Origin of the sequence: Bacillus sp. 179-C3.3 HS (assembly GCF_047229225.1) — a bacterium.
GTDB lineage: Bacteria > Bacillota > Bacilli > Bacillales > Bacillaceae > Bacillus.
The window spans coordinates 252,765-277,015 of the sequence record NZ_JBFEFT010000001.1; the positions used below are offsets into that span (position 1 = coordinate 252,765).

At 39.9% G+C, this 24,251-nt stretch carries 25 protein-coding genes and 2 pseudogenes; 13 read left to right on the plus strand and 14 right to left on the minus strand.

Features of this window, described 5'->3' with window-relative positions:
* Positions 1–36 precede the first annotated feature (36 nt).
* Positions 37–2,385, minus strand: a complete 2,349-nt coding sequence (locus tag AB1K80_RS01305) for an FdhF/YdeP family oxidoreductase (protein ID WP_412854814.1) — start codon at positions 2,383–2,385, stop codon at positions 37–39.
* 83 nt (positions 2,386–2,468) lie between these two features.
* The gene (locus AB1K80_RS01310) at positions 2,469–3,731 is read right to left on the minus strand and encodes an OFA family MFS transporter (protein WP_412854815.1); all 1,263 of its coding nucleotides are present in this window, start codon (positions 3,729–3,731) and stop codon (positions 2,469–2,471) included.
* A 212-nt stretch (positions 3,732–3,943) separates the two neighbouring features.
* On the opposite strand from AB1K80_RS01310, the pseudogene fdhD reads away from it, so the two are divergent.
* Both fdhD and moaA read left to right on the plus strand, forming a co-directional pair.
* A pseudogene (fdhD, locus tag AB1K80_RS01315) lies at positions 3,944–4,654 on the plus strand (formate dehydrogenase accessory sulfurtransferase FdhD); the annotation flags it as partial.
* A 10-nt stretch (positions 4,655–4,664) separates the two neighbouring features.
* The gene (moaA, locus tag AB1K80_RS01320) at positions 4,665–5,672 is read left to right on the plus strand and encodes a GTP 3',8-cyclase MoaA (RefSeq protein WP_412854816.1); all 1,008 of its coding nucleotides are present in this window, start codon (positions 4,665–4,667) and stop codon (positions 5,670–5,672) included.
* Positions 5,673–5,927: 255 nt separating this feature from the next.
* On the opposite strand, the gene rpsN is transcribed toward moaA, so the two are convergent.
* The 4 genes from rpsN to AB1K80_RS01340 form a co-directional block, all read right to left on the minus strand.
* On the minus strand, positions 5,928–6,197 hold the full coding sequence (gene rpsN, locus AB1K80_RS01325) for a 30S ribosomal protein S14 (RefSeq protein ID WP_412854817.1): 270 nt from the start codon (positions 6,195–6,197) through the stop codon (positions 5,928–5,930).
* A 146-nt stretch (positions 6,198–6,343) separates the two neighbouring features.
* Positions 6,344–6,493: a 50S ribosomal protein L33 gene (gene rpmG / locus AB1K80_RS01330; protein ID WP_003214771.1), complete on the minus strand. Its 150-nt coding sequence runs from the start codon at positions 6,491–6,493 to the stop codon at positions 6,344–6,346.
* Between the two features lie 138 nt (positions 6,494–6,631).
* On the minus strand, positions 6,632–7,054 hold the full coding sequence (locus AB1K80_RS01335; protein ID WP_412854818.1) for a hypothetical protein: 423 nt from the start codon (positions 7,052–7,054) through the stop codon (positions 6,632–6,634).
* 323 nt (positions 7,055–7,377) lie between these two features.
* Complete coding sequence (locus AB1K80_RS01340; protein WP_412854819.1) at positions 7,378–7,887, minus strand: N-acetyltransferase family protein; 510 nt, start codon at positions 7,885–7,887, stop codon at positions 7,378–7,380.
* Positions 7,888–8,002: 115 nt separating this feature from the next.
* On the opposite strand from AB1K80_RS01340, the gene AB1K80_RS01345 reads away from it, so the two are divergent.
* Positions 8,003–8,899, plus strand: coding sequence for a peptidoglycan DD-metalloendopeptidase family protein (locus AB1K80_RS01345; RefSeq protein WP_412854820.1), 897 nt, complete (start codon positions 8,003–8,005; stop codon positions 8,897–8,899).
* A 97-nt stretch (positions 8,900–8,996) separates the two neighbouring features.
* Here the strand turns inward: AB1K80_RS01345 and AB1K80_RS01350 are convergent, their stop codons facing one another.
* The 3 genes and pseudogenes from AB1K80_RS01350 to AB1K80_RS01360 all read right to left on the minus strand — a co-directional run bounded on the left by AB1K80_RS01350 (position 8,997) and on the right by AB1K80_RS01360 (position 11,352).
* On the minus strand, positions 8,997–9,737 hold the full coding sequence (locus tag AB1K80_RS01350) for an amino acid ABC transporter ATP-binding protein (protein WP_412854821.1): 741 nt from the start codon (positions 9,735–9,737) through the stop codon (positions 8,997–8,999).
* A gap of 10 nt (positions 9,738–9,747) precedes the next feature.
* Positions 9,748–10,410, minus strand: a complete 663-nt coding sequence (locus tag AB1K80_RS01355; RefSeq protein WP_412854822.1) for an amino acid ABC transporter permease — start codon at positions 10,408–10,410, stop codon at positions 9,748–9,750.
* A 54-nt stretch (positions 10,411–10,464) separates the two neighbouring features.
* Positions 10,465–11,352 (minus strand): annotated as a pseudogene (locus tag AB1K80_RS01360) (transporter substrate-binding domain-containing protein).
* 166 nt (positions 11,353–11,518) lie between these two features.
* Here AB1K80_RS01360 and AB1K80_RS01365 point away from each other — a divergent pair.
* On the plus strand, positions 11,519–12,892 hold the full coding sequence (locus tag AB1K80_RS01365; protein ID WP_412854823.1) for an MFS transporter: 1,374 nt from the start codon (positions 11,519–11,521) through the stop codon (positions 12,890–12,892).
* A 37-nt stretch (positions 12,893–12,929) separates the two neighbouring features.
* Here AB1K80_RS01365 and AB1K80_RS01370 read toward each other — a convergent pair whose 3' ends face one another.
* From AB1K80_RS01370 to AB1K80_RS01380, 3 genes are all read right to left on the minus strand, one after another.
* Positions 12,930–13,529 carry an undecaprenyl-diphosphatase gene (locus AB1K80_RS01370; RefSeq protein ID WP_412854824.1) on the minus strand — a complete coding sequence of 200 codons (600 nt, stop codon included), beginning with the start codon at positions 13,527–13,529 and terminating at the stop codon, positions 12,930–12,932.
* A gap of 126 nt (positions 13,530–13,655) precedes the next feature.
* Positions 13,656–14,822, minus strand: coding sequence for an MFS transporter (locus tag AB1K80_RS01375; protein WP_412854825.1), 1,167 nt, complete (start codon positions 14,820–14,822; stop codon positions 13,656–13,658).
* 15 nt (positions 14,823–14,837) lie between these two features.
* Entirely contained in the window at positions 14,838–15,251 is a 414-nt protein-coding gene (locus AB1K80_RS01380; protein ID WP_412854826.1) for a MarR family winged helix-turn-helix transcriptional regulator, read from the minus strand.
* A 345-nt stretch (positions 15,252–15,596) separates the two neighbouring features.
* Between AB1K80_RS01380 and spoIIID the strand changes: the two genes are divergently transcribed.
* The 4 genes from spoIIID (at position 15,597) to AB1K80_RS01400 (ending at position 18,878) form a co-directional block, all read left to right on the plus strand.
* A complete protein-coding gene (gene spoIIID / locus AB1K80_RS01385) occupies positions 15,597–15,875 on the plus strand; it encodes a sporulation transcriptional regulator SpoIIID (protein WP_008343327.1) in 279 nt (92 codons plus the stop codon).
* A gap of 184 nt (positions 15,876–16,059) precedes the next feature.
* Entirely contained in the window at positions 16,060–17,061 is a 1,002-nt protein-coding gene (gene mbl / locus AB1K80_RS01390; RefSeq protein ID WP_412854827.1) for a cell shape-determining protein Mbl, read from the plus strand.
* Positions 17,062–17,195: 134 nt separating this feature from the next.
* A complete protein-coding gene (locus AB1K80_RS01395; RefSeq protein WP_412854828.1) occupies positions 17,196–18,035 on the plus strand; it encodes a flagellar hook-basal body protein in 840 nt (279 codons plus the stop codon).
* 24 nt (positions 18,036–18,059) lie between these two features.
* Positions 18,060–18,878, plus strand: coding sequence for a flagellar hook-basal body protein (locus AB1K80_RS01400; protein WP_412854829.1), 819 nt, complete (start codon positions 18,060–18,062; stop codon positions 18,876–18,878).
* A gap of 18 nt (positions 18,879–18,896) precedes the next feature.
* On the opposite strand, the gene AB1K80_RS01405 is transcribed toward AB1K80_RS01400, so the two are convergent.
* The gene (locus AB1K80_RS01405; protein WP_412854830.1) at positions 18,897–19,952 is read right to left on the minus strand and encodes a tetratricopeptide repeat protein; all 1,056 of its coding nucleotides are present in this window, start codon (positions 19,950–19,952) and stop codon (positions 18,897–18,899) included.
* Between the two features lie 217 nt (positions 19,953–20,169).
* On the opposite strand from AB1K80_RS01405, the gene fabZ reads away from it, so the two are divergent.
* On the plus strand, positions 20,170–20,604 hold the full coding sequence (fabZ, locus tag AB1K80_RS01410) for a 3-hydroxyacyl-ACP dehydratase FabZ (RefSeq protein WP_412854831.1): 435 nt from the start codon (positions 20,170–20,172) through the stop codon (positions 20,602–20,604).
* A 114-nt stretch (positions 20,605–20,718) separates the two neighbouring features.
* On the plus strand, positions 20,719–21,114 hold the full coding sequence (mscL, locus tag AB1K80_RS01415) for a large conductance mechanosensitive channel protein MscL (protein WP_412854832.1): 396 nt from the start codon (positions 20,719–20,721) through the stop codon (positions 21,112–21,114).
* Positions 21,115–21,141: 27 nt separating this feature from the next.
* Here mscL and AB1K80_RS01420 read toward each other — a convergent pair whose 3' ends face one another.
* Positions 21,142–21,552, minus strand: coding sequence for a YwpF-like family protein (locus AB1K80_RS01420; RefSeq protein WP_412854833.1), 411 nt, complete (start codon positions 21,550–21,552; stop codon positions 21,142–21,144).
* 118 nt (positions 21,553–21,670) lie between these two features.
* Between AB1K80_RS01420 and AB1K80_RS01425 the strand changes: the two genes are divergently transcribed.
* The 3 genes from AB1K80_RS01425 to AB1K80_RS01435 all read left to right on the plus strand — a co-directional run bounded on the left by AB1K80_RS01425 (position 21,671) and on the right by AB1K80_RS01435 (position 24,229).
* On the plus strand, positions 21,671–22,027 hold the full coding sequence (locus AB1K80_RS01425) for a hypothetical protein (RefSeq protein WP_412854834.1): 357 nt from the start codon (positions 21,671–21,673) through the stop codon (positions 22,025–22,027).
* 398 nt (positions 22,028–22,425) lie between these two features.
* A complete protein-coding gene (locus AB1K80_RS01430) occupies positions 22,426–23,295 on the plus strand; it encodes a Cof-type HAD-IIB family hydrolase (protein ID WP_412854882.1) in 870 nt (289 codons plus the stop codon).
* Positions 23,296–23,440: 145 nt separating this feature from the next.
* Positions 23,441–24,229, plus strand: coding sequence for a PAS domain-containing protein (locus AB1K80_RS01435; RefSeq protein WP_412854835.1), 789 nt, complete (start codon positions 23,441–23,443; stop codon positions 24,227–24,229).
* Positions 24,230–24,251: the final 22 nt, after the last annotated feature.

Sequence of the window (24,251 nt, forward strand, 5' to 3'; positions counted from 1 at the left end):
AATAAAGGTCAGCTGGGGGCAAAACCCCAGCTATTTTTAATTCAACGTGGTTTCAAGTTCATCAATACGTTTCTCGACATAGTGCTGATCTTTTCTTGCATGGAAGGTTTCAGCCTTCTCTAATATGGCCGCCGTATTATATTCTGGAATCTGTGAATAGCTTTCATAAACACCCTTAGGAAGTAACACATTTCCTTCTGGCCAATACACAGCGATATTGCCACGTGTTAACTCTCCAAACTGTGCAACTCCTTGATACGAGCCGAATTGATTAAAAAGAACGACTGGATCTCCTTCTTGTACGAATAGCTCTTTTGCATCGATCTCATTCATTAAGATAGAATGGCGCTTTCCACCGTTAAAGGCATCTTTTTCACTATAGATCATTGAATTGAATTGCTTGCCCCGTCTTGTCGTAATATGAAAATGGCCTTCAGCTTTCCTAAATTGAGGTAGTTGAGCTGGTAGAAGAAGCCCTTTCCCATTTGGCGTTGGACAAATCCCGCCTTCACACAGCCATGCTCCGCCCCATTGAAAAACGTCTCCTTTATGACGCAAATGCTGAATACCATCATATTGTCGATTGGCAATGGCAATCTCACGACGAATATCTTCAGCATTTTCAAAATGAATGAGTGCAGCCTCTTCTGGACGGACTCTTTTCGCAAGATCAATATAAATGTCCCATTCTGCTCTGGCTTCTTCAATACGCGGTCCTTCAATTTCTGGACTGAAATATACCATACGCTCTGTACTCATTGATGTCCCTCCACCAGGCTGTTCATATCTGGTCATGGCAGGGAGGACAATTACTGCCTCTTCTGCATCTACCAATGTCGAGGTGTTCAATATAATGTCTTGATGGACACGGAGCTCAAGTCCGGATAATGCTTTTTCGATCGCTTCCGGATTAGGCATCGTTTCTAAAAAGTTCCCTCCACTAGTAAACAGCATCTTGAGCTTTTGTGGATGTTCTTTTGGAAGAGCCATTTTTTCAAAAGACTGACCAATGGTGTCGCCATGCCATGTAGGCAATTCAAATCCCCAAATCTTCTCGATTCTTTTTATATTTTCTTCATCAAAATCACTACCTGGTAAAACAAATGGATCAGCACCCATTTCTCCTGAGCCCTGTACTCCGCTATGTCCGCGAATTGGCATGACCCCACAATGTTTTCTACCAAGAAAACCACGCAACATGGCAAGGTTTGCGACCTGCGAGATATTATCAGTAGCAAAGCGGTGCTGGGTAAGGCCCATGCTCCAAATAAAAACGCCTGAATTGGCATTGGCAAGTAGTACCGCAAATTCCTTCATTCTTTCTTTTGATAAACCTGAGGATTCTTCTAAGTCGCTCCATTTTAACTCAGAGACATGTTTCTTTAGATCGTTTATGCCAGTCGTGTGTGCTTGAATGAATTCATGATCAAGAGCGGAATGGGGAGCATGGCGCTCCATGTCAAACCAATGTTTAATGACGCCATTCATAAATGCAATATCGCCACCTATATTGACTTGGTAGAAATCATCAGCAATCTTTGTTCCAAACAGAGCACTTTCGGGAATAGAGGGCACCCAGTACTTTTCCATAGCAGGCTCTTTATATGGATTGATCACAATGATTTTGGTTCCTTTCTTTTTTGCTGCATACATGTATTTGGTGGAAACAGGCTGATTGTTTGCTGCGACAGAGCCCCAAAAAACCAACACATCAGTTCCGATCCAATCACTATAGTTGCAACTAGAAGCCCCGATTCCAAGAGAGCGTTTCAGAGCGGTTTTGCTAGGCGAATGGCAAATACGAGAAGCATTATCGATATGATTTGTTCCGATAAAACGTGCAGCTTTTGCAGCAGTATAATACACCTCATTCGTGATGCCTCTTGCTGTTAAGTAAAAAGCAAGCTGTCGTTTATCAATTGATTGGATTTTCGTAGCGATTTGATCTAATGCATCATCCCAAGAAATACGAGTAAAGGCATTCTCCCCTTTTTTTCGGATGAGTGGATAGGGAATACGTCCAAGCTTTCGCAGTGAGGAACTATCCATTTTTTTTAACAGATCAATATCTTGGAACCACTTCGGATCAATAGCTGGCATTGTATTCAGACGAAGTACATTTAGTCTTGTTGTACAAATATGAGGGCCAGCAAGTGTCTGATCGTATAAACCTGACACGCCAAGTGCACAGCCATCACATACACCTTGAGTTAAAATGCGGTACGCATATGGAAGATTATCTTTGTTTTCCCAGGCGACTTTCATCGTATCTCTGATATGTTTAGGTTTCACTTTTCCAAGTCCCATAGGAGCAAAAGAGGCCCACAACTTAGGTGAGGGTTTTTTATTGAGTTTCATTGGCCCCGTATGTTTTGTTTTCCCCATGATATCATCACCCTCCTAATACTTTGTAAAGCGTTTTCATATACCTAATCATTACCTCTGATGGTGATTCTGTCAAATTCAATTTAAGTACGTGCAGTGACGGATAGGTCAGCAGTCACTTTTGATTGTTTAAGCTGCTCGATATCTTTTCGGATGAGAAGAGATATGATCAGGGCGATAAAAAATAAGCCGGAGAATACTAAGAGACTTTGTGTGTAGTTGCCTGTTATATCCCGAATAAAGGATGAAAATAACGGTCCAGCTAAACCGGCAGCAGCCCAAGCAGTGAGAATATAACCATGTATTGCACCAAGTTGCTTTGTACCAAATAAATCTCCAATATAAGCCGGAATAGAAGCGAACCCTCCACCATAGCACGTATAAATGACAGCCATCACAATTGAGAAAATGAGCGGATCTTTTATGTAGGGAAGTAAAGGAAAAGCAATGAGCTGTATACTAAAGAAAATCGTATATGTATTGGGTCTCCCTATATAATCTGAGAAGGACGCCCAGCCGATCCGTCCTAATCCATTAAAAGCACCTAAAATACCTACAAGAGTAGCAGCAGCACCTGCAGTGAATCCAACACTCTCTTGAGACAGTGGTGATGCCACTGAAATGATCGCAATTCCGCAAGTGATATTAATAAAGAGCATCAACCACAAGTAATAAAATCGCCGCGTTTTGATGGCCTCATTTGCTGTAAGTTGTGACAAATCCTGAGGGACTTTTCTTTGTTTTGTGTTTAAATCAAAGTGTTTGACGTCATCTGGTGTTGGTGTTGATAAATAAAGAGATGAGACAACCATGATGATAAAATAGATGATGCCGAGGATGTAAAACGTATTTGCAATATCAACTTTTTCGATAAGAAATTGGATGATCGGGCTGCAAATGAGAGATGCAAATCCAAAGCCCATAATTGCTAAACCAGTTGCCAGACCTCTTCTATCTGGAAACCATTTGACTAATGTTGACACTGGCGCAATATAGCCTACACCTAATCCTATGCCAGCGAGTACACCATAAAATAAATAGAGCAAAGGTAAAGAAGACATGTGGACAGCGAACCCTGACCCAGTCATTCCAATTCCGAAGAAACAAGCGGCAAAAAGCCCAGATGCTCTTGGTCCAAATTTTTCAACAAAATGTCCCATGAAAGCAGCAGATAAGCCTAGAAATAGAATGGCGATACTAAAGGTAAAACTAATTTCAGTCAGTGACCATTGATAAGCTTGATGTAAAGGGTTCGTGAAAACACTCCAAGCATAAACAGATCCAATGGATAAATGAATCCCTACAGCACTTGTGGCGATGAGCCAACGATTTTTGGATGTATTCATTGTGTTCCTCCCATATGATACAATCGGAAATTTTGATAAGATAGAAATATGTTACATTTTTATGACTTTTTAAAATAATATCACAATTTGGTTGGTTCAGTATCAACTAATTTGTGTGAAAGGAAGAATTTAAGATGAATCCTTCTGTTAAAAAGAAACGAGTGATTCACCAATACCGATCAGGGAAATTGAATTGTACAACAGATGTGGTTGTAGAAGAGTTTCCTTTGACTGTCATGGTGAATGGAGAAGAGTTTGTGACCCTCGTTTGTTCGCCGGAGCATTTGAAAGAGTTGGTTATCGGGTTTTTAGCTTCAGAAGGAGTGATTCGATTTGAAAATGAGATTAAAAGGTTTACAATAGATGAAAGTATGGGGTTTGCCTATGTCGATTTAATTCTTCCAAACCGTTTTCAATCCTCTGATTTTACAAAAAGGGTGATTGGATCTTGCTGCGGTAAAGGGCGACATTTCTATTTTCTCCAAGACGTGAAGACAGCGAAAACAGCCATTGATAAAATCAGTATAACGGCGGAAACATGTCTTCATTTCATGAATTGTTTACAAAATGAAAGTGAGTTATTTCAACATACAGGTGGTGTGCATAATGCTGGACTGTGTGACACAGAAAAGCTATTCATCACTAGAACTGATATAGGAAGACATAATGCCTTGGACAAGATCTATGGGTATTGTTTACTTCACCAAATTCCGCTTAGAGATAAAATCCTTGTGTTTAGCGGTCGGGTATCATCGGAGGTTCTGTTAAAGGCAGCAAAACTAGGTGTATCTATTGTGATATCAAAGTCTGCACCTACTGAACTAGCACTTGAAATGGCAGAAGAGTTAAATATCACAACAGTAGGATTCGTAAGAGGTGAATCGTTTAATATCTATACTCACCACCACCGCATTAGAGAATAGGAGGCAAAGAATGGTCAGTATATTAGATAAAAAGAATCGGCCATTACGCGATTTAAGAATATCCGTAACAGATCGCTGTAACTTCAGATGTACTTACTGTATGCCTGCTGACATCTTTGGCCCCAATTATCCTTTTTTGAATAAAGAAGAACTGTTAAGTTTTGAAGAAATTGAACGACTTGCTACACTCTTTGCAAAAGACTTGGGCGTAGTGAAATTACGGATTACGGGTGGAGAGCCATTAATGCGTAAGGACTTGCCTATTTTAATAGAAAAGCTTGCGAAAATTCCAGGTATTGAAGATATCGCCATGACGACCAATGGCACTCTTTTACCTTTATATGCAGACAAGCTAAAGAAAGCAGGTCTTCGGCGAGTTACGATAAGTCTGGATTCATTAGACTCAAACCGTTTTAAACAAATGAATGGCAGACAAATTTCCATCCAAAAAGTATTTGATGGGATTGAAGCAGCCAAACAGGCTGGTCTAGCAATTAAGATAAATATGGTTGTCCAAAAAGGTGTGAACGAACAGGATATCCTTCCTATGGCCGCCTATTTCAAAGAACAAGGACATATTCTTAGGTTCATTGAATTTATGGATGTTGGCAATACGAATAAATGGAACCTAGAACATGTGGTAACAAAAAAAGAAATCATTGATCGCATTCATTCGGTCTATCCGATTAAACCAACACCACCTCGATATGCAGGCGAAGTAGCTAATCGCTATTATTATGAAGATGGTTCAGGAGAGATCGGTATTATTTCTTCTGTATCAGATGCTTTTTGTGGAGCATGTAATAGAGCAAGACTATCCGCACGAGGAGAACTATTCACTTGTCTTTTCGCATCCTCTGGCTTTGATCTGAAAGGTATCCTTCGTTCGACAGAACATGATGAAGATATAACAAAGTTACTGAAAGAATTATGGTCAAATAGGCTTGATCAATATTCAGCGGAGAGAGAGAAAAAGAAAGATCAGAAAAAAGTAGAGATGTCTTACATCGGTGGTTAGTGCCCACAATATATCATGATCATTCAGTGTTGGAAAGACGAAAAAATACCATTATCATTCAGGAAAATCTCTTTTTTGAAAACCGAATGATTGCCACTATAAACGCATCACAACAAGAAAAACAGCAGAAACCCTGCTGTTTTTAAAATGCTCTCTTTTGCTTTAAAAAACTTAATAGAAGGCATGGAAATGAGATTTTAGCCATATTACGCAGCTTTACTTTTACAAATGCTGTGATATGATCAAATCAATCTTTTACCAGCTTGCTTTTTTCACACCTGGCACTTGGCCTTTGTAGGCAAGCTCGCGAAATGCAATCCTAGATAATCTAAACTTCCTTAAATACCCTCTAGGCCGACCTGTTAATTCACAACGGTTATTTAAACGAGTAGGTGAAGAATCTCTGGGTAATTTCTTTAATGCTTCATAGTCACCTGTTTCTTTCAATCTTTTCCTTAGTTCTGCATATTTAAAAACAAGCTGTTGTCGCTTCTTTTCTTTTGCCAACTTTGATTTTTTGGCCATGACAATCCTCCTGCTGAATTGCTTATTTCAACATTGTTGGTAAGTTTACTGCCGCTTTTTAGGTGCTACACTACAAGCAATACCTTTGTGCATAATGAATACCTAAGTATCAAAAAGTAATCATTACGATTTAAATTCCGGAAAAATTACTTTGTTTCTCTATGAAGGGTATATTTCTTCAAACGAGGTGAATACTTTTTCAACTCCAAACGGTCTGGGTTTGTTCGTTTATTTTTTGTTGTGATGTAGTTTCTGTCACCTGTTTCTGTGCAGGCTAGAGTAATTTTTACACGCATTTGTCACGTTGACCTCCTTTAATTCGAAATCATTACGATTTATATTTTAATGAGATATAATCTTATTGTCAAGCTTGTAGCATCAGGGGCTAAAAGGAAAAGGGGGGTATCGCAGATGCAACTGATACCCCGATACTTTTAATAAAAATCACCGAGTTCTTCTTCTTCATAGTATTCAACTTCGTAATCATTTGGCTCATCTTCAAAAAGGGCAATGCTGCCGAAAAGAATAAAAGCCATGATGATTGCGATAAATGATACGATGATTGCGCCTATACTAGATATGGCGAATAGCGCTTGCATTTTCATCATTTTGGCATATTGATCTAATAAATCTTCATATGAAGTGTCAGGTTCTTGAATCAATTGTTCAGCTGCTTTCACAGACTTTTGTCCATAAATGCCCATCATGATCAGAAAAACCCCGAGAGCAGCAGGTAGGACAAGCCAAAATCCCACAAGGATAGAAAATCCTCCTGAAATATAAAGGAATATGCTACCGACTCTTCCCCACTTTATCATTGAATGAAGAGATTGGATCATTTTCTCAGTTTGTTGCAACAATGTTCACTCCTTTATGCATTCACTTCTCTATCTTACTTGAGCATGTAGTACTTAGGAAGAGTGAATAGTAAAAGTTTAAGTGATTTTTATCTATTGATGTATGATATATACAATATTTCAAAAAAGAACCAATCAAATCATGTAATCAGGAACTCTCGTAGTAAAGCAACTTGTGTATATCAAGCTGTTTTCGATTTATCTAAAACATGAACCTGTACGGGCAAAAAGTTGTTCTTCCATCCTCATTTAAAAATAGCCTGTTTTCAACATCTATTACATCTGCCATAAAAAAGCGTCCCCATTTCAAGAGACGCTTCTGGTTACAATTCTTTTCCTAATATTTCTAAATCATAGCGGTTACCATCCATTTCTGCAATACGTGGCAAGTGGCCCCAGGTTTCAAATCCGTGCTTTTTAAATAGTCGAATACTGGCTTTATTGTGACCGAAAATAAAGGCAAGCAATGTTCGTATACCTAATGAGGGAGCTAGTTCGATGGCTTCTTGTAAAAAAAGAGATCCTAACCCTTTTCCGCGGTAATGTTGATTTAAGTATATACTCATTTCTACGGTTCCGTTGTATGCAGGTCTACCGTAAAACGTTTCAAAGCTGAGCCAGCCATAGATGTTGCCTTCATCATCTGTTTTCACGTAAAGAGGTCGGTTCTCTGAATGATTCAAAAACCAATCTCGTCGGTCTTCAACTGTGACAGGTTTTGTGTCGGCTGTAACTTCTCTTGATGCAATCGTTGAATTGTAGATCTCGACGATCGCTTTGAGATCAGCTTCTGTTGCAATGCGGTTGAAAGTGTTCAATATAAAGTCCTCCATCTTTTTTCACTTATCATACATATTTTTGGGGGGATGACGCAAAATAAAAAGAAAAATCATTTCTTGTGTATATATTTTCTGAAAAGTGTTCAGAATGTTGCTGAGGTGATGAAAAATGAGAGAGGAAGAAAAGAAACGTACTTCCAAAATCACAAAAATTCAGCAATTTTTCCGTAAGCGTTGGGTATTCCCTGCTATTTACTTAGTCAGCGCAGCGGTCGTGTTAACAGCAGTTCTTTGGTACCAAGCGGTATCAAAAGATGTGAAAGACCAACTATCTGATGGAAATCAAACAGGACAAGAACAGCGTGATGATGCCGTTGAAGTTGGAAAGCCAATTGAAAATGTTGCGATGCCAGTCCAGAATTCTGATAATGTCTCTGTCGTGAAAAAGTTCTATGAAGCAGATGCTGATCAAAAAGAAAAAGAAGCAGCACTAGTAAACTATAATAACACCTATACCTTAAGCAAAGGTATTGATCTTGCAGATAAAGATGGAAAAGTGTTTGATGTGACAGCTGCTCTTAGTGGAACTGTTGTTCAAGCAAAAAAAGATCCTGTTCTTGGTCATGTCGTTGAAATTGAACATGAAGATGGATTGACGACTGTTTATCAATCATTGTCTCAAGTGAGTGTCAAAGAAGGCGATGAAGTGAAGCAAAATGATGTCATCGGTGCTTCTGGTAAAAATCTTTATGGTGCAGAAAGTGGTAACCATGTGCATTTTGAAATTCGAATGGAAGGTTTAGCGCTTAATCCGCTTAGCTTCATTGATAAGCCTGTTTCTACAATTGAAAAAGCAGCGCAAGAAGTGACAGAAGAAGCGAAAGAACCTGCAAAACAACCTGCCCAGCCAAAAGCTGACGAAAAAATGAAAGAGCCTGCTACCGAAGATAAGGAGAAGGGTTCAACTGAAGAGAAATCTGATGAGAAGGGGAAATCCTCTGATCAAGAAAAATCTTCAGATTCATCTAAAGACAGCAGTCAATCTGATGAAACAAAACAATCTTAATCACTTGAAAAACCTCTGAGTATTCATATCAGAGGTTTTTTTCTATTTCTTCATTAATGGGTGAAGAAATGACGACGAAAATGTAAGAGTGTGTTCCTTATAAAATGGAGCTGAGAAACAGTTTGGTCCGTTCTTCTTGCGGGGCATCGAATAATTCAGATGGTGTGCCTTCTTCGACGATGCGTCCTTCATGCATATACACGACTCGGTCGGCGACTTCTTTAGCGAAGCCCATTTCATGTGTGACAATGACCATCGTCATCCCTTCTTTTGCGAGACTTTTCATTGTTTGTAGCACCTCGCCTACAAGCTCTGGGTCTAGAGCGGAAGTCGGTTCGTCAAATAACATCACATCTGGTTTCATTGCGAGAGAACGGGCAATGGCGACACGTTGCTTTTGGCCGCCTGATAATTTGGAAGGGTACACTTTTGCTTTATCCGCTAGGCCAACTTTTTCTAATAAGATTTTGGCTTCATCTATGGCTTGCGCTTTCTTTGTTTTCTTGACCATCACCGGCGCTTCGATGATGTTTTCAAGGGCGGTTTTGTGCGGAAAGAGATTGAAATGTTGAAAGACCATGCCTATTTTTTGTCTCATGTCGTTTAATTGGTCGCGTTTCGGATGAACCGGATTGCCGTCGATGATGATGTCTCCATCATTTTTCATTTCTAAAAAGTTCATGCAGCGTAGTAATGTGCTTTTTCCTGAACCGCTTGCTCCAATTAAGACAACGACATCATTTTCATAGACGGTTAGGTCAATATCTTTTAAGACATGTAAATCACCGAAGTATTTGTTGACTTTTTTTAGACGAATGATTTCTTTTGATTCTGCCATGCTACTCCTCCTATTGGTCACTCACTGCGAGTTTTTTCTCAAAGGTTTGCACAACAAATGTTAAGAGTAGGACGAGAACTAAATAGTACACTGCTACAACGAGTAAATACGTCATATTGTCAAAGCTGTTGGAGCCTTGGGTGGTGGCGACGTTAAATAATTCATTGACACTGATAAAAGCGGCAAGTGATGAGTCTTTTAAGCCAATAATAAATTGATTGCCAAGAGGGGGAAGGGCGCGTCGCATGGCTTGTGGGAGAATGATTCGTCTCATTGTTAAAAAGCGCCCCATTCCGAGGGAACGTCCGGCTTCTTTTTGGCCTGGGTCGATGGATTGGATGGCACCTCGGAATATTTCTGCGATGTAGGCGCCATTGTGGAAAGCAAGTGCGATAGATGCTGCCCAAAAGTCAGGGATATTCAATTCCGTGAGACCAAAATATAAGATGAAGATTTGAACAATGAGGGGTGTTCCCCGCACGAGAAAGATATAGGCATTGGCGATATAGCCGAAAACTGTCACTCTGGATATTTTCAGTAAAGCAAAGAAAAGTCCGATGATCATCCCGATCAAGATGCTGATCACCGTTAGTTGTAATGTCAGGAGCATTCCTTCTAAAAAGACGCCTCTAGACGCGATAAGCGTTTGAAAAAAGTGGGCTAGACTAGGCAAATTGATCATCTCCATTTGAAGAAAGTGCGCCTAGAACAGGCGCACAATCGAGTTTTAATCTGGTTTGATCGTAATATCTTCGTTGAAGTACTTCTCGCTAATTTGTCGTAATGTTCCGTCTTTTCTTAGTGCATCAATGGCACTGTTAATCTCATTTATGAGTTGTTCATTATCTTTTGAAACAGCGATTGCTTGCTCACTTTGGCCAAGTCGTTCCTGTGCTTCGATTTTTAGCTTCTTTTTCATGGCTTCGGCCCCTGTGGCAAAATCGGTGACAACGGCATCGTGTTTTCCTTTGGCTAATGCTTCTAAGGCAACCACATCACTATCGTAATACTTTGGTTCCTGTCCACTGTGTTTCTTTGCAATATGCGCGTAGGATGAACCTTTTGAGACAGCGATTTCTTTGTCTTTTAGGTCTTCTGCCCTTTGAATATCTGCCCCTGGTCTTGTGAAAATTTGTGGACCAGAGTAGTAGTAGGGCTTAGAAAAAAGAACTTGTTTTTTGCGTTCCTCATTGATGGTATGACTCGCAACGGCGGCATCAAATTTTCCTGCCTTTACCCCTTCGACAATGCCAGCGAATTTGTATTTTTTCTGTATAGGCTCTAAGCCTAGTTTGTCACTAATGGCATATCCTACGTCAATATCAAAGCCGGACATTTGATTACCATCCATGTAGCTGAATGGATGAAATTCGCCTGATGCTGCGAAAATAAATTGACCATCCTCCAAAATGGGGGACCCTTTCGCTGTAGAATTACGTTTATCTCCGTTCCCATTTGTTTCGTTTGAACCACACGAAGACAGAAGTAATACTGCAACTGAGAAAAGGGCTGGGATCCAAAACCGTCTTTTTTTATGAATGATGTCTCTCCTCCTTTTTAGCCAGTCTCCTAATCAGAAGATAGTAGGCTGTTGAATATGTGTGCATCGTACCATTTGTTCCTCTTATTCTCAATTTTATGTGTGTTTTTCCAACACTTTCTTTTAAAATGTATGCCTTGCTTATCCAAGAGAGAACTGTCCTTTCGTTTAAATCGAAGAGGATAAAAAAGGAAAGTGGATCTCATAATAAGAGGAGCACATTTGGTGAGGGGGTTGGTCTATGAATGGCGCAACGAATAATCGAAAAGTCTTTCTCACTGCTATCGCATTTGGAACGATGTTAAATCCATTGAATTCTTCTATGATGTCTTTGGCTTTGCATCATATTCAGCATGAGTTCGGTTTGTCGTTTACGACGGCTTCTTGGCTCATCTCGACTTTCTACTTAGCGAGTGCGGTCACGCAACCGATGAGTGGTCGAATGGGAGATCATGTGGTGAGTCGTAGAACATTGTTTTTATTCGGATTGGTGCTTGTGGCTATTTCGGCCATATGTGCGCCTTTTGCACAGGCGTTTGCAGTGTTAATTGTCATTCGGGTGATGCAAGCCATTGGCAGTAGTGCCATCTATCCATCTGGTGTTGGGCTTATTCGAGATCATATGAAGGAACGGCAAGCGTCTGCTTTAGCCGTGCTATCGATCTTTGCTTCTGCAATGACCGCACTTGGTCCAACGGTTGGCGGATTTCTTATGATCGTTGGCGGCTGGCCGGCGATTTTTTTAGTGAATCTTCCCTTTATTCTGATCAGTTATGTTCTTGGACATGCTTTATTCCCAAAGGAGCAGAAGAAAGAGAGACTTCGTTTTGGCGAAACAATGCGAAAGCTCGATTTACCAGGGATGCTCCTGTTTACAGCGACGATTGTGCTGCTGCTTTCGTTTTTATTGTCACTTGCTGAAGGCGTTCAATATGTACAAGCAGTTCTCTGTCTTATCAGTGCAGGTGCTTTTATTTGGTGGGAGTATCAGGTGGATGACCCGTTTATTCAAATTCGAATGTTTCGAAAAGAGAAGCGGCTGTCACTTGTATATGTGCAATTTATCATTCTGAATCTGTTTTTCTATTGTCTCTTTTTTGGTCTGCCTAGTTATTTTCAAGATGAATTAGGCTGGCGTGTTGAAATGACGGGGCTTTTTATGCTGTGCATGTCTGGGATCAGCATCATTGTTTCGCCGCTGACAGGGAAGTGGGTGGATCAAGGAGATGAGCGCCATCCGATTTTGGCAAGCACTGTGTTGATGCTAGCTGGTTCGTCAGCCCTTTCCTTCTTTTTTATTCCTGCGCCGTTATGGGGAAAAGGCGTCACCCTTTCATTGCTTGGACTCAGTTACGGTGTGGGAAATGTTGCCCTTCAAGCCGCGATGTTAAAGGCAAGTCCACAGCAAATGATTGGCACAACCTCAGGGCTTTTTCAAACATGCCGCTATCTTGGTTCTATTCTGTCATCAGCTGTACTAGGGATGCTGTTTGGAGATGAAATAGCCGGTGCTCACTTTGAGCGTTTAGGCTGGATATTGATCTTCATTTCTCTGATTGGCATTGGAGTGAGTTTCTATTTTTCAAGTATCGTCATAAAAGAAAAAGCGATGTGATAAAGCGGAAGAAGAATTCCTCTTTATCACAAATCGCTTAATCGTTTGAAAAGTGATCGTTCTGATCCTTTGTTTTCTTTTTCAATATGTTCCCGATGAGCGTCTCATAAAATGACACGATGCGGTCAATGGGAGAGTCGAAAAACGTCCATAATCGATTCATCATAAAAACAACCACAATGGACACGATCAAGCTACCTAATACATCAAATGGATAATGATGACCAACCCAAATGCGGGATATACCTGTGAGTAAGCCGAAGACGAGTAAAATGTTGCCAAGTTTTTTATGACGGGATCTAATGGCTAGTGATAGTGCCAGTGCACCGGTTGTATGGTCACTTGGAAAGGAGGCGTCTGCTGAATGTGGGATCAGTGTGTCGACTTTATGTGCGACAAACGGACGTTCTTCATAATAAAACAGTGTAATGGCAAAATTCACGATAAGTGCCACGATGCCTGTTACACCGGAGAAGAAGATATGCTTCTTGAAATTGTGATTACCTAAAAGCCAACAAATCAATAAGACAAGGGCATACACGAGAATGGCTTTCTTCGTAATGAAAATCATGGCTTGATCTAAAACATCAGAATGATGAGCCAGCCCGTGTATGACTTGGAACAAATCGTAATTCAAATCATCACCTATACTTTCGCTACATGCTGTTTTTTTCAAATGAGTCTGTACTTTTCAATTGAAGCAACAACTATTTTAGCATGTTTCAGGTGAAGTTTAAAACAGTACCCTAGTCGCAAAGACCTTTTACGCTTTTGCTTCTTGGGGTTTTCGTTCACTCCAATAAAAGACGCCCATACTTAGTAAGACGACGATGCCTGCAATGAGATACACATTCGAGAAGTCTGTGAAGCCGACAAGGATTCCGAAGACAAATGAACCAGCAGCGATCCCAGTATCATACAATGTGAAAAATGTAGCCGTCGCATAACCTGTTCGGTGCGCTGGCGAGTACTGTATAGCAAGTGTTTGAAGGCAAGGCACCAAAGAACCATAGCCAAGTCCGATGACAGCGCCTGATAAAAGTAGCATTGTGGCTGAATGTGTGATTGTGAGCATCCATAAACCGATCGCAAATAGGGCAATTGAAGGATAGATCACAATGTTTGGTCCTACTCGGTCAAACAGTCTGCCAGTGAATGGACGTGACCCAAGCATGGCTGCTGCAAACACGATGAAGAAATAACTGCTCGCATCCATTAGATGAAGAGAGTTGGCATAGACTGAAATGAATGAAATGATTGGCGAATAACAGAAGGAAATGATGATACCGACTGCCGCTGTTTTTAACGCCCCTTTTTCAATCAGGTGAGAGAACGAGAATCGGAACACGGCACTTCCACCATTCTCTGTCTCAGGTTGTCTAATCAACATCGTAAAAATCGCGCCGATGGTGACGATGATGGAAAATAGAAGAAATAACGAATGAAAGCCTACCTTTCCTATTTGATTCAACGCGATAAATGGACCAATGACAATCGCGAGGTTCATTGACATCACGAAATACCCTAACCCTTCTCCGCGTTTCTTTTTTGGAATCATATCCGCAGCAATGGCACTTGCGACGGTTGTCAAAAGACTAAAGAAGATCCCTTGTACAAAACGCAATAGCAATAGCGGTTGGAATTGATCAATCGGAATGTATAAATATGTGAGTAAAGCAAAGCCAATTGAGGACAAAATCGCCATGCGTTTTTTGCCAAATTTCTCAATGATCGCTCCAGAAAACGGTCTAGTTACAATGGCAGATAATAAAAAGACGGTCACAAGGAGCCCGCCCTGTGATTCTGTTCCATTTAGTTCATCCATCGTGTAAATGGGCAACAATGTCAAAAGGGCATAAAAAGAGGTGAATGTAAATAAGTTCACCAAGACAATCATGATAAAATCTTTCGTCCAAATGCGTTCGTTCATGGTGTAAGTCACTTCCTATTCAATTGATAATTTGTGTAAAAGTGTATGAAGGAGTTGTTTTTCTTCGTAGGTAAATTCTGAAAGACATTCTTCTTCGTATTGTTCCATCGTGCGTTTGATGTCTTCTAAGATAGCCTTCGTCTCATCTGTCATCACGATGAGGTTTTCCCGTTTATCTTTTCCTTGTACACGTTTGACCCAGCCGTTCGCTTCTAGCCGAGTAACGGTTCGGGTAATGGTTGGGGCTTCGACATTTAAATATGTCCAAATGTCTTTTTGTGTTGTCGGACCAAAAGTATCCAAACAAAAAAGTACCGTCCACTGGGACATGTACAAGTCATAAGGAGCAAGCGCTTCGTTTGCCTTTTTAGAAAGCAGCCGTGCGCGTTGATGAATTTGATGTAAACACGCTCTGTTTAAAGTATCCATATGCACACCTTCGTTAAATATTTATCTAGGTAAATAATTTGATGTTTTTTATTTTACGCCTTCTGCACAAGCTTGTAAAGTGGAAATCTTCGTCACCCGAAATGAATTTGTGTTTTGCTTTTCTGATAAATCCCTTGTCCCATCTCATTTTTAGCATAATCCCTAAGCAATGCTAATACACTGTTACAAACCTGACAAAGAGAGTGTTTGAGGTGAGGGATCGTGTTTGGCATTTACTACCTAATGGATGAGAAATTACAACGAACAAGCGCCGCTGTTAATGGATAGTCTTCATACGGATCTCATTTCATACTTCTCACATCCATTTTAGGGAGGTCGAGTGGTGTGCACGATTACATCAAAGAGCGAACAATCAAGATAGGAAAGTACATCGTGGAGACAAAGAAAACCGTTCGTGTCATTGCGAAAGAATTTGGAGTCTCTAAAAGTACTGTACACAAGGATCTAACAGAAAGACTGCCAGAAATTAATCCAGATCTGGCTAATGAAGTAAAGGAGATACTGGATTATCATAAATCAATCCGCCACCTGCGAGGAGGAGAAGCCACTAAATTAAAATACAAAAAAGAAGAAATTTTAGAAGGCGAGCCTGTGAAACAGTAAGTGTAGTTCTTTGTTCATAAACATGATATATATATCTTCCTCATATCGGTCGTTTCTAACCACAATTTTTGTAAAGACTTTTGTAAAGAAATATCTTTTTTTTATCAAATTATGATAGAATATATAATTAGGGCAGAATGTGGCGTTTGCTATGGAAACAGATTTTCAAGGAGGATATATATAGATGTTTGCTAGGGATATTGGAATTGATCTTGGTACTGCCAATGTACTGATACATGTTAAAGGAAAAGGAATTGTGTTAAATGAACCATCTGTTGTAGCGCTTGACAAAAACAGCGGGAAAGTACTAGCTGTTGGAGAAGAGGCTAGACGCATGGTTGGACGTACGCCTGGGAATATTGTTGCGATTCGTCCATTAAAAGATGGCGTAATTGCTGACTTTGAAGTAACGGAAGCAATGCTAAAGCATTTTATCAACAAATTAAATGTAAAAGGGCTGTTCTCTAAGCCTCGTATGCTCATCTGCTGTCCGACAAACATTACATCTGTTGAACAGAAAGCGATCAAAGAAGCTGCAGAAAAAAGCGGCGGAAAGCATGTATTTTTAGAAGAAGAACCAAAAGTAGCAGCAATTGGTGCTGGTATGGACATTTTTCAGCCAAGTGGAAACATGGTCGTAGATATTGGAGGCGGAACGACGGATATCGCTGTCATCTCTATGGGTGACATTGTAACCGCCTCTTCTATCAAAATGGCTGGAGATAACTTTGATTTAGAAATTCTAAATTACATTAAAAAAGAGTACAAGCTGTTGATCGGTGAACGTACAGCAGAGGATATTAAAATCCAAGTTGCAACGGTATTCCCAGACGCACGTCACGAAGAGATCTCGATTCGTGGACGAGATATGGTGACAGGATTACCAAGAACGATCAATGTCACAAGTAAAGAAGTAGAACAAGCATTACGTGAACCAGTATCTACGATTGTTCAGGCAGCGAAGCAAGTTCTTGAGAGAACACCTCCTGAATTATCAGCTGATATTATTGACCGTGGTGTTATCATCACAGGTGGCGGAGCCCTTCTCAACGGGCTTGACCAATTGCTTGCAGAAGAGCTAAAAGTACCAGTTTTTGTTGCTGAAAATCCAATGGATTGTGTAGCGGTTGGTACTGGCGTGATGCTAGATAATATGGACAAATTGCCTAAGCGTAAACTAAGCTAATGATCACCCTCATTCTTTTGAAAAGAATGAGGGATTTTTATTAAAGAAGCCGAAAAAGAAGCCGATATAAACCTTAGAAGATTGTGTCCCAATTGTTTTATGTCATGTGAAAGAAACATAATGAGGTGAAGTACGTGTTAAAAGGACTATACACCGCAACTTCTGCCATGATCGCCCAGGAGCGACGGACAGAAATGCTTTCAAATAATATAGCAAATGCAAATACACCAGGTTATAAAGCTGATGAAGGAGCGATGCGTGCGTTTCCAGAAATGCTGCTAAATCGTATGGAATCAGGACGTTTCCAAACATCATCAGGCAGAGGCTTTAATGTCCCTCAGCAAACGGCAATCGGTGGGATTAATACTGGTGCCTATATGCAAGAGCTGATCCCACAATTTACACAAGGAACGTTAAAAACAACGGATCAAACAACAGATGTTGCATTGATTGAAAATAACGTGCCGATCAACCCAGAAACGAACCAAAAATCAGCGTTGTTTTATGCCGTCAATACACCAGAAGGCGTCCGTTATTCAAAGAGTAGTTCCTTTACGTTAAATGAACAAAATCAGCTGACGATCAATGGTCGCGTTCTCCTATCAGTGACTGGTCAACCCATTACTGTTCAAAGTGAAAACTTCAAAGTGAACGCAGATGGAACGGTGACTGAAAATGGACAAAACCTCGGACAAATTGATGTGCGAGTCGCGATGGATACACGAAACTTGGCACGTGAAGGAAATGATTTATACCGTACAGTAGATAATCAGGATCTTCCGAGTGCAGTGAATAACGGTCAAATGACGTATACGTTAAGTCAAGGCGTCTCCGAGCTATCGAACGTAGATGTTACCAAATCATATACCGAAATGACAACGGCCTATCGTGCATTTGAAACGAATCAAAAAGTGATTCAGGCCTATGATAAAAGCTTAGAAAAAGCAGTCAATGAGATTGGAAGAGTGTACTAATCGAGAAAAGAAAGGAGGATCCACATGCTTAGATCCATGATCAATGCAGCGGTGTCGATGAACGAGGTACAAAAGCAACTTGATATCATTAGTAATAACATCGCCAACAGTGAAACAACAGGGTATCGCTCGAAAAATACCCGTTTCTCAGAGCTAGTCAGGCAGCAGTTTAATCAAGTAGATGAACGGAATGATCAGGTGGCAAACAGTCGTCTGACACCTGATGGACTTAGACTTGGAACGGGTGCGGTCGTAAATGCTTCCATCAATTCATTGCAAGGTACGATCAAACAGACTGGGCGGGACCTTGATGTTGCGTTTACAGCGCCATCACAGTACTTGCAGGTCAATGCTGGTGGAAATATTCGTTATACAAGAAGCGGCTCTCTTTATTTACAACCAGGAAATAACCGTAACGAAGTCCAGCTTGTCACGAGTGAAGGGTATCCGATTCTAGATGAAAACGGAAACCAAATTGTCCTGAATGCCAATTTCCGTGATATTTCAATTGATAAAAACGGAAGGCTTACCGCTATTTCAAGAGACAATCAACCGAATCAGCAAGTCAATCTAGGTGTGGTACAGGTGAATAATTCTTCAGCGCTCATCTCTGAAGGTGATAATTTATTTTCAGTAGATGGTAACTATCCAGACGCATTCGCGGAACTAAATGGGGCGAATCGCCAAGCCATTCAGCTTCAGCAAGGCGCACTTGAAGCCTCGAATGTGGATATGTCGAAAGAATTAACAGACTTAATGACGACACAAAGAGCCTATCAGATGAACTCGAGATCCATTACAATGGGTGATCAGATGTTAGGACTTATAAATACCATTAGATAAGGGAGCTGGCGTCATGTGTCAGCCTCTCATAATAAAAAAGGCGGCTCGCTCATAGTCGCCCTTTTTTTTATAATAATCAGAGACATCTGCAAGAAGATCCTCCAGATCAATCCAGGCTTCTTTCTTTTCAAGACATGTGACAATTTTTTCAATTTGTTCGTCTGCCTTTGGCTCTTTGCTGTAAAGGAGAGATAAGGTTTTCAGCTTTAATCTTAAGACCTCAAGCTGTGCAGCCGATGCTTCTTCCATCCCCATTTGTAGATATGTCATTCCTTCTTCAATTAAGTTTTCTTTCAAGCAAGAACGTACCGTTTCGTAAAGGCATGATGCATAAGAATGTGTACACTTCCGGTAGGCGGGAATACGTAGTGCCTTTTGAAAGTATTCAAGTGCTTCTTTATGTCGGTTTTGTCTAGATTGAATAAAGCCAGCATCATAATAGACAATGCCAAGCAGTTCCTGGTCATCAATCATTTTGACATACTCAATCATATCCAGAAAAATGGCTTCTGCTTCCTTATATTTTTTTTGATCACTATAGTTCAGCGCGAGCACAATTTTGCACCGATAAATGCTGTGGGTATCTCCGTATTTTGAAAAGATGTTGATCGCTTTTTGCACATGGCGAATGGATAACACCGAGTATCGGTTATTATAATAGATCCCACTTGTTCGGAAGTGAAATTCCGCCTCTTCTAGCTCATCGCATAGCGCTGGCAATCTTTCTTCTGCCAACTCAATATAATGAATGGCATCGTTTTGATCGCTATTTAATGATTCGTATAGAGCAAGAAAGAAGTAATAGTAATATTGTAGCTCCTTGGTCATGTGATGCTTATGTTGCATGAGTTCCTGTTTCAGTGTTTCTAATTCTTCTGTTTGATTCATCCATAGTTGATGACGAAATAACATGAGTTGATAGTGTAAATAGAGTTCCTGTTTCTTTGCTAATTTCCGTTTATATTTCGATAAAGTTGATTTTATGTCTTCAGCTTTTGAAAAATGTCGATGCTTGAGCATGGTATACCACGAATGGAGAAGTTTTCTAATGGATCTATCACTTATAAAATTCATTTCTACCCTCTTATTTCATCAATGATGTAATATATATTACCATATTTGTAAAATTACCAAGAGAGTAGAGTGGATTATATTTGAAGACAATAGGTAATAATAGATGTTAATTTTTTACATAAATGTTGCCTAGACATTGAAAAATGATGGCATTCATAATATACTTCTAGAGGAATCATTGATAACTAGCGATATAGAAAAAAGGAGAGATCAAGATATGCTTGATGCTCAGCAAATTAAAGACATTATTCCACACCGTTACCCATTCTTATTGGTTGACCGAATTCTAGAGATTGAAGATGAGAAGAGAGCGGTTGGACTGAAAAATGTGACTGCAAATGAAGAATTTTTTAATGGACATTTCCCAGGATATCCAGTAATGCCAGGTGTGTTGATTGTCGAAGCATTGGCACAAGTTGGTGCAGTGGTGATGTTAAGCAAGGAAGAAAACAAAGGGAAAATTGGTTTATTCGCAGGAATTGACGGCTGCCGATTCAAAAGACAGGTCAAGCCTGGTGATCAGCTTCGTCTAGAAGTTGAAATTACACGTCTTCGCGGCCCTATCGGAAAAGGAAAAGCGGTCGCAACAGTTGATGGCGAAGTAGCGTGTGAAGCAGAACTTACATTTTCAATTGGTCCTAAAGTATCATGATCGATCTAGCGGTTCATCTTGTATGAACCGTTTTTTATTTGTTTCAACGGATAAGGACTTGCATTTCTGACAAAAAAACGTCATATTAGACAAAAAAGATGAAGGTGATATAGGATGCTAAAAGAGTTTAAAGAGTTTGCAGTCAAGGGGAATGTCATTGATCTGGCTGTAGGTGTCATCATTGGGGGAGCATTTGGCAAAATTGTCACTTCACTTGTCAACGACCTCATCATGCCGCTCATCGGAATTATCATAGGCGGACATGATTTTAGCGGTCTATCTATTAAAATTGGATCTGCACAAATTTTATATGGGAATTTCATTCAAACTGTAGCTGATTTCTTGATCATCTCGTTTTCCATTTTTATCTTTATTCGTTATTTGAATAAATTAAAACGGAACAAGGTAGAGGAAGAAGAGGCTGTGGAAGCACCGGATCAGACAGAAGTGTTGCTAACTGAAATTAGAGATTTATTGAAAAATCAAAGCCAATCAAAAGACATGCAATAGAAAAAGAGCGGCTAATCCCGCTCTTTTTTATGTGTTTTGTTTAAATGCATCTAGCAGTTTTTCTCCTGAAAGCCCCTCTTTGACGAGGTCCTTTAATACTTCTTCGGTTTCAGTTCTGTAACGATTTGTAATCATTTTACCATCAAGTAGGACAGAGATATGTTCTTCCAATGTCACGATGTTTTTGACTTGGACTGATAGATGAACAGGGCGGTTGTTTTCTTTTGTGATCGTCACAAGTATCTTTACTTCAGTGTGCTGTTGAAAGAGGACTTCAAACAATTGTCTGTGCTTTTTAGGAATCAGTGCTTCAATCATCCAGTGATTTTCACCGTCTTCTTTGTTGATGATTAAACCATCACTAAGGGGAATGCTAGACATTTTATCTTGTTTTGAATCAAGTTCGATTTTTAAATCAATGAGCCTAAAGGTTTTCAAATATATCACCTCACAAGCGTTCGATATTCGTATGTTTCATTATAGCATACACCTTCTGTAAAAATGAAACCGCTACCTATTCAACATGATCTGTAGATAAGACGAAAGGAGATGTTTTATGGAGTCCTATAAACTAAAAGAAATACATATTGATGATGAAAAACAGACAAGCAATATGCGTGTGTATTCATGGCGAGATGTCCATATGTTCTGTGATGTGTATATGGAAGAAGGGCAGTCGATCACCTTTCAATACGTCTCTGATGACCACATGGATCGCTTTGAATTCCAATTGTCTATAGCTGATGGAAAGCTTTGTTTTTCTTGGTTTGCATGGGATGGATCTGATTATATCCAAATGCCCTCTAGTAATTGGCTTCATTCTAAAATTTTTTATCTATTTATGAAAAATAAGTTTTTTGTGAAACAAAACAAGATGATGTTTTATATTCATGGGGTCAAAAACCATTATTGAATGCTAAATAACAAATTTAGAGGGATGATTTCGTCATTTTCATTTTTTGTCACATGCGTTCCTTCTCAGTAGACTGGAGATAGTTGAAAGGAAAGGAGGATAGAGATTCAAGGCAAGGGTCTAGCATCTGAAGTCTCCTCTAGCTACAGCTGATAGACTTTGCCTTATGCCCATATAAACTGCGTAATAGAACCGATGCTTCTTGTGATTTGGTGAGTGCGTCCCCCTTAACCCCCCTTATGAATATCCGGTCATTGTCTGATGACCGGGTATCCTTTTTGATGATCAGGCCAATCATCACTTGCAAATAGTGGATGTTCATTTCATAATGATGATGGATTTTATCGTCGGAATTTGAATGAAACATAGAGAAAGAAAAGGGGAGAGCCATGACACGTATTCAATTAATTGCAACGGATTTAGACGGAACGTTATTAAACAGTATGCATAAAGTCAGTCAAGAAAATATACACGCATTAAAGGAAGCTGCTACAAGTGGTATAGAGGTTGTCGTATCAACAGGAAGAGCGTATTTTGATGTGAAATCAATCTTTGATCAGATTGGAATGAACACTTGGGTGATTAGTGCAAATGGTGCTGTCATTCATGATCCTTCAGGGCAGGTATATCATTCTGCTTGTTTACAAGAAGAGAAAGCCAAACGCATCTTAGCATGGCTCGAGGAACGAAATTATTATTATGAGGTATTTACAAACGAGGCCATTTTCACACCTAATCGTGGGAAAGAGCTTCTTGAAATTGAAATGGATCGTTTGAAAAGTGCTAATCCAGAAACAGACATGAATGTTCTACAGCAAGCGGCAGAAGTGCAATACAGTCAGACTGGTTTTGCTTATATTGATACATATGAAGAATTATTTGGCCGCGATCAACCGCTCTCATTTTACAACATTTTAGGATTCTCTTTCTTTCAAGACAGATTGAAAGACGGGTGGGAGACATTTGGGCAAGACCCACATTTTACAATGGTTAGTTCTGCTGATCATAACTTTGAGATTGGTTCAAAGGATGCGTCTAAAGGGCAAGCGTTAATCAGGTTAGCAGAGAAACTCGGCATTCCTTTAAGTGAGACATTAGCGGTAGGAGATAGTTTGAATGATGAATCAATGCTACGGGTAGCTGGTGTAGGAGTAGCGATGGGAAATGCACGGGAAGATATCAAGGAAATATCTGATTGGGTCACACTGACAAATGATGAACATGGTGTCGCATCTATGATACATCGCCTATTAAATGAAGCAAAATAGATGTGTTTGCATAAATGGAATAAGATGAAGCGCATTCTACAAAAGAGGGCATTCAGAACCACTTCTATTTACACCGGTTGTGGAACAACTTATAATTTAACTATGAATATAAACCGCTGGTTAAGAAATTAAGGAGAGTAAACGAATGGCGCTGGAATCTTATAAGTCAGAAAATCTGCATTTAATCAAGGAAGCCTTAGACTATACTCAAGTTGGCTTGGCGGTAACGGACCCGTCTTTACCTGATAATCCTTTAATCTATGTGAATAAGGGTTTTTTGGATATGACAGGCTATCAGGAAACGGAGATATTGGGGAGGAATTGTCGCTTTCTTCAAGGGGATGAAACGGAGCAAGTCGCCTTGAAACGAATTAGGGCAGCCATTGAGAATAGAGAACCTGTCACTGTTCAGGTGAAAAATTATAAAAAATCTGGACAAATGTTCTGGAACGAGTTGAGTGTCGCTCCGCTTTGGATTGAAGAGAATGGAGAAAAACGTCTCTATTTCGTTGGATTACAAAAGGACGTAACGAAAGAGAAGGAGCAGCAGGAGCTTCTAGAAAAATCAATTGATGAAGTGCTGAATATTTCTGTCCCAATTGTGCCAGTGAAGGATGGCATCTCTGTGTTACCAATCATCGGAACGTTAACTGCTCCAAGATTTGATAAAATTATCTCAACGGTCTCTACTTATATCTCACAATCTAAGGATGATTATTTTATTGTGGATTTGTCTGGGTTATTAGAGGTGGATTCATTTGTAGCAGATGCCATCTTTAAGCTCAACGATTTGATTTTAATGACGGGTACAGAATTAATTGTGACCGGCATTAAACCGAATCTGGCAATGAAGATGGGAGAAATGAGAGAGGATTTCCGTGACTTGAATACATATATGAATGTGAAATCTGCATTGAAAAAGCTACACATTTGACGCATTCTATTGTGAATAATTG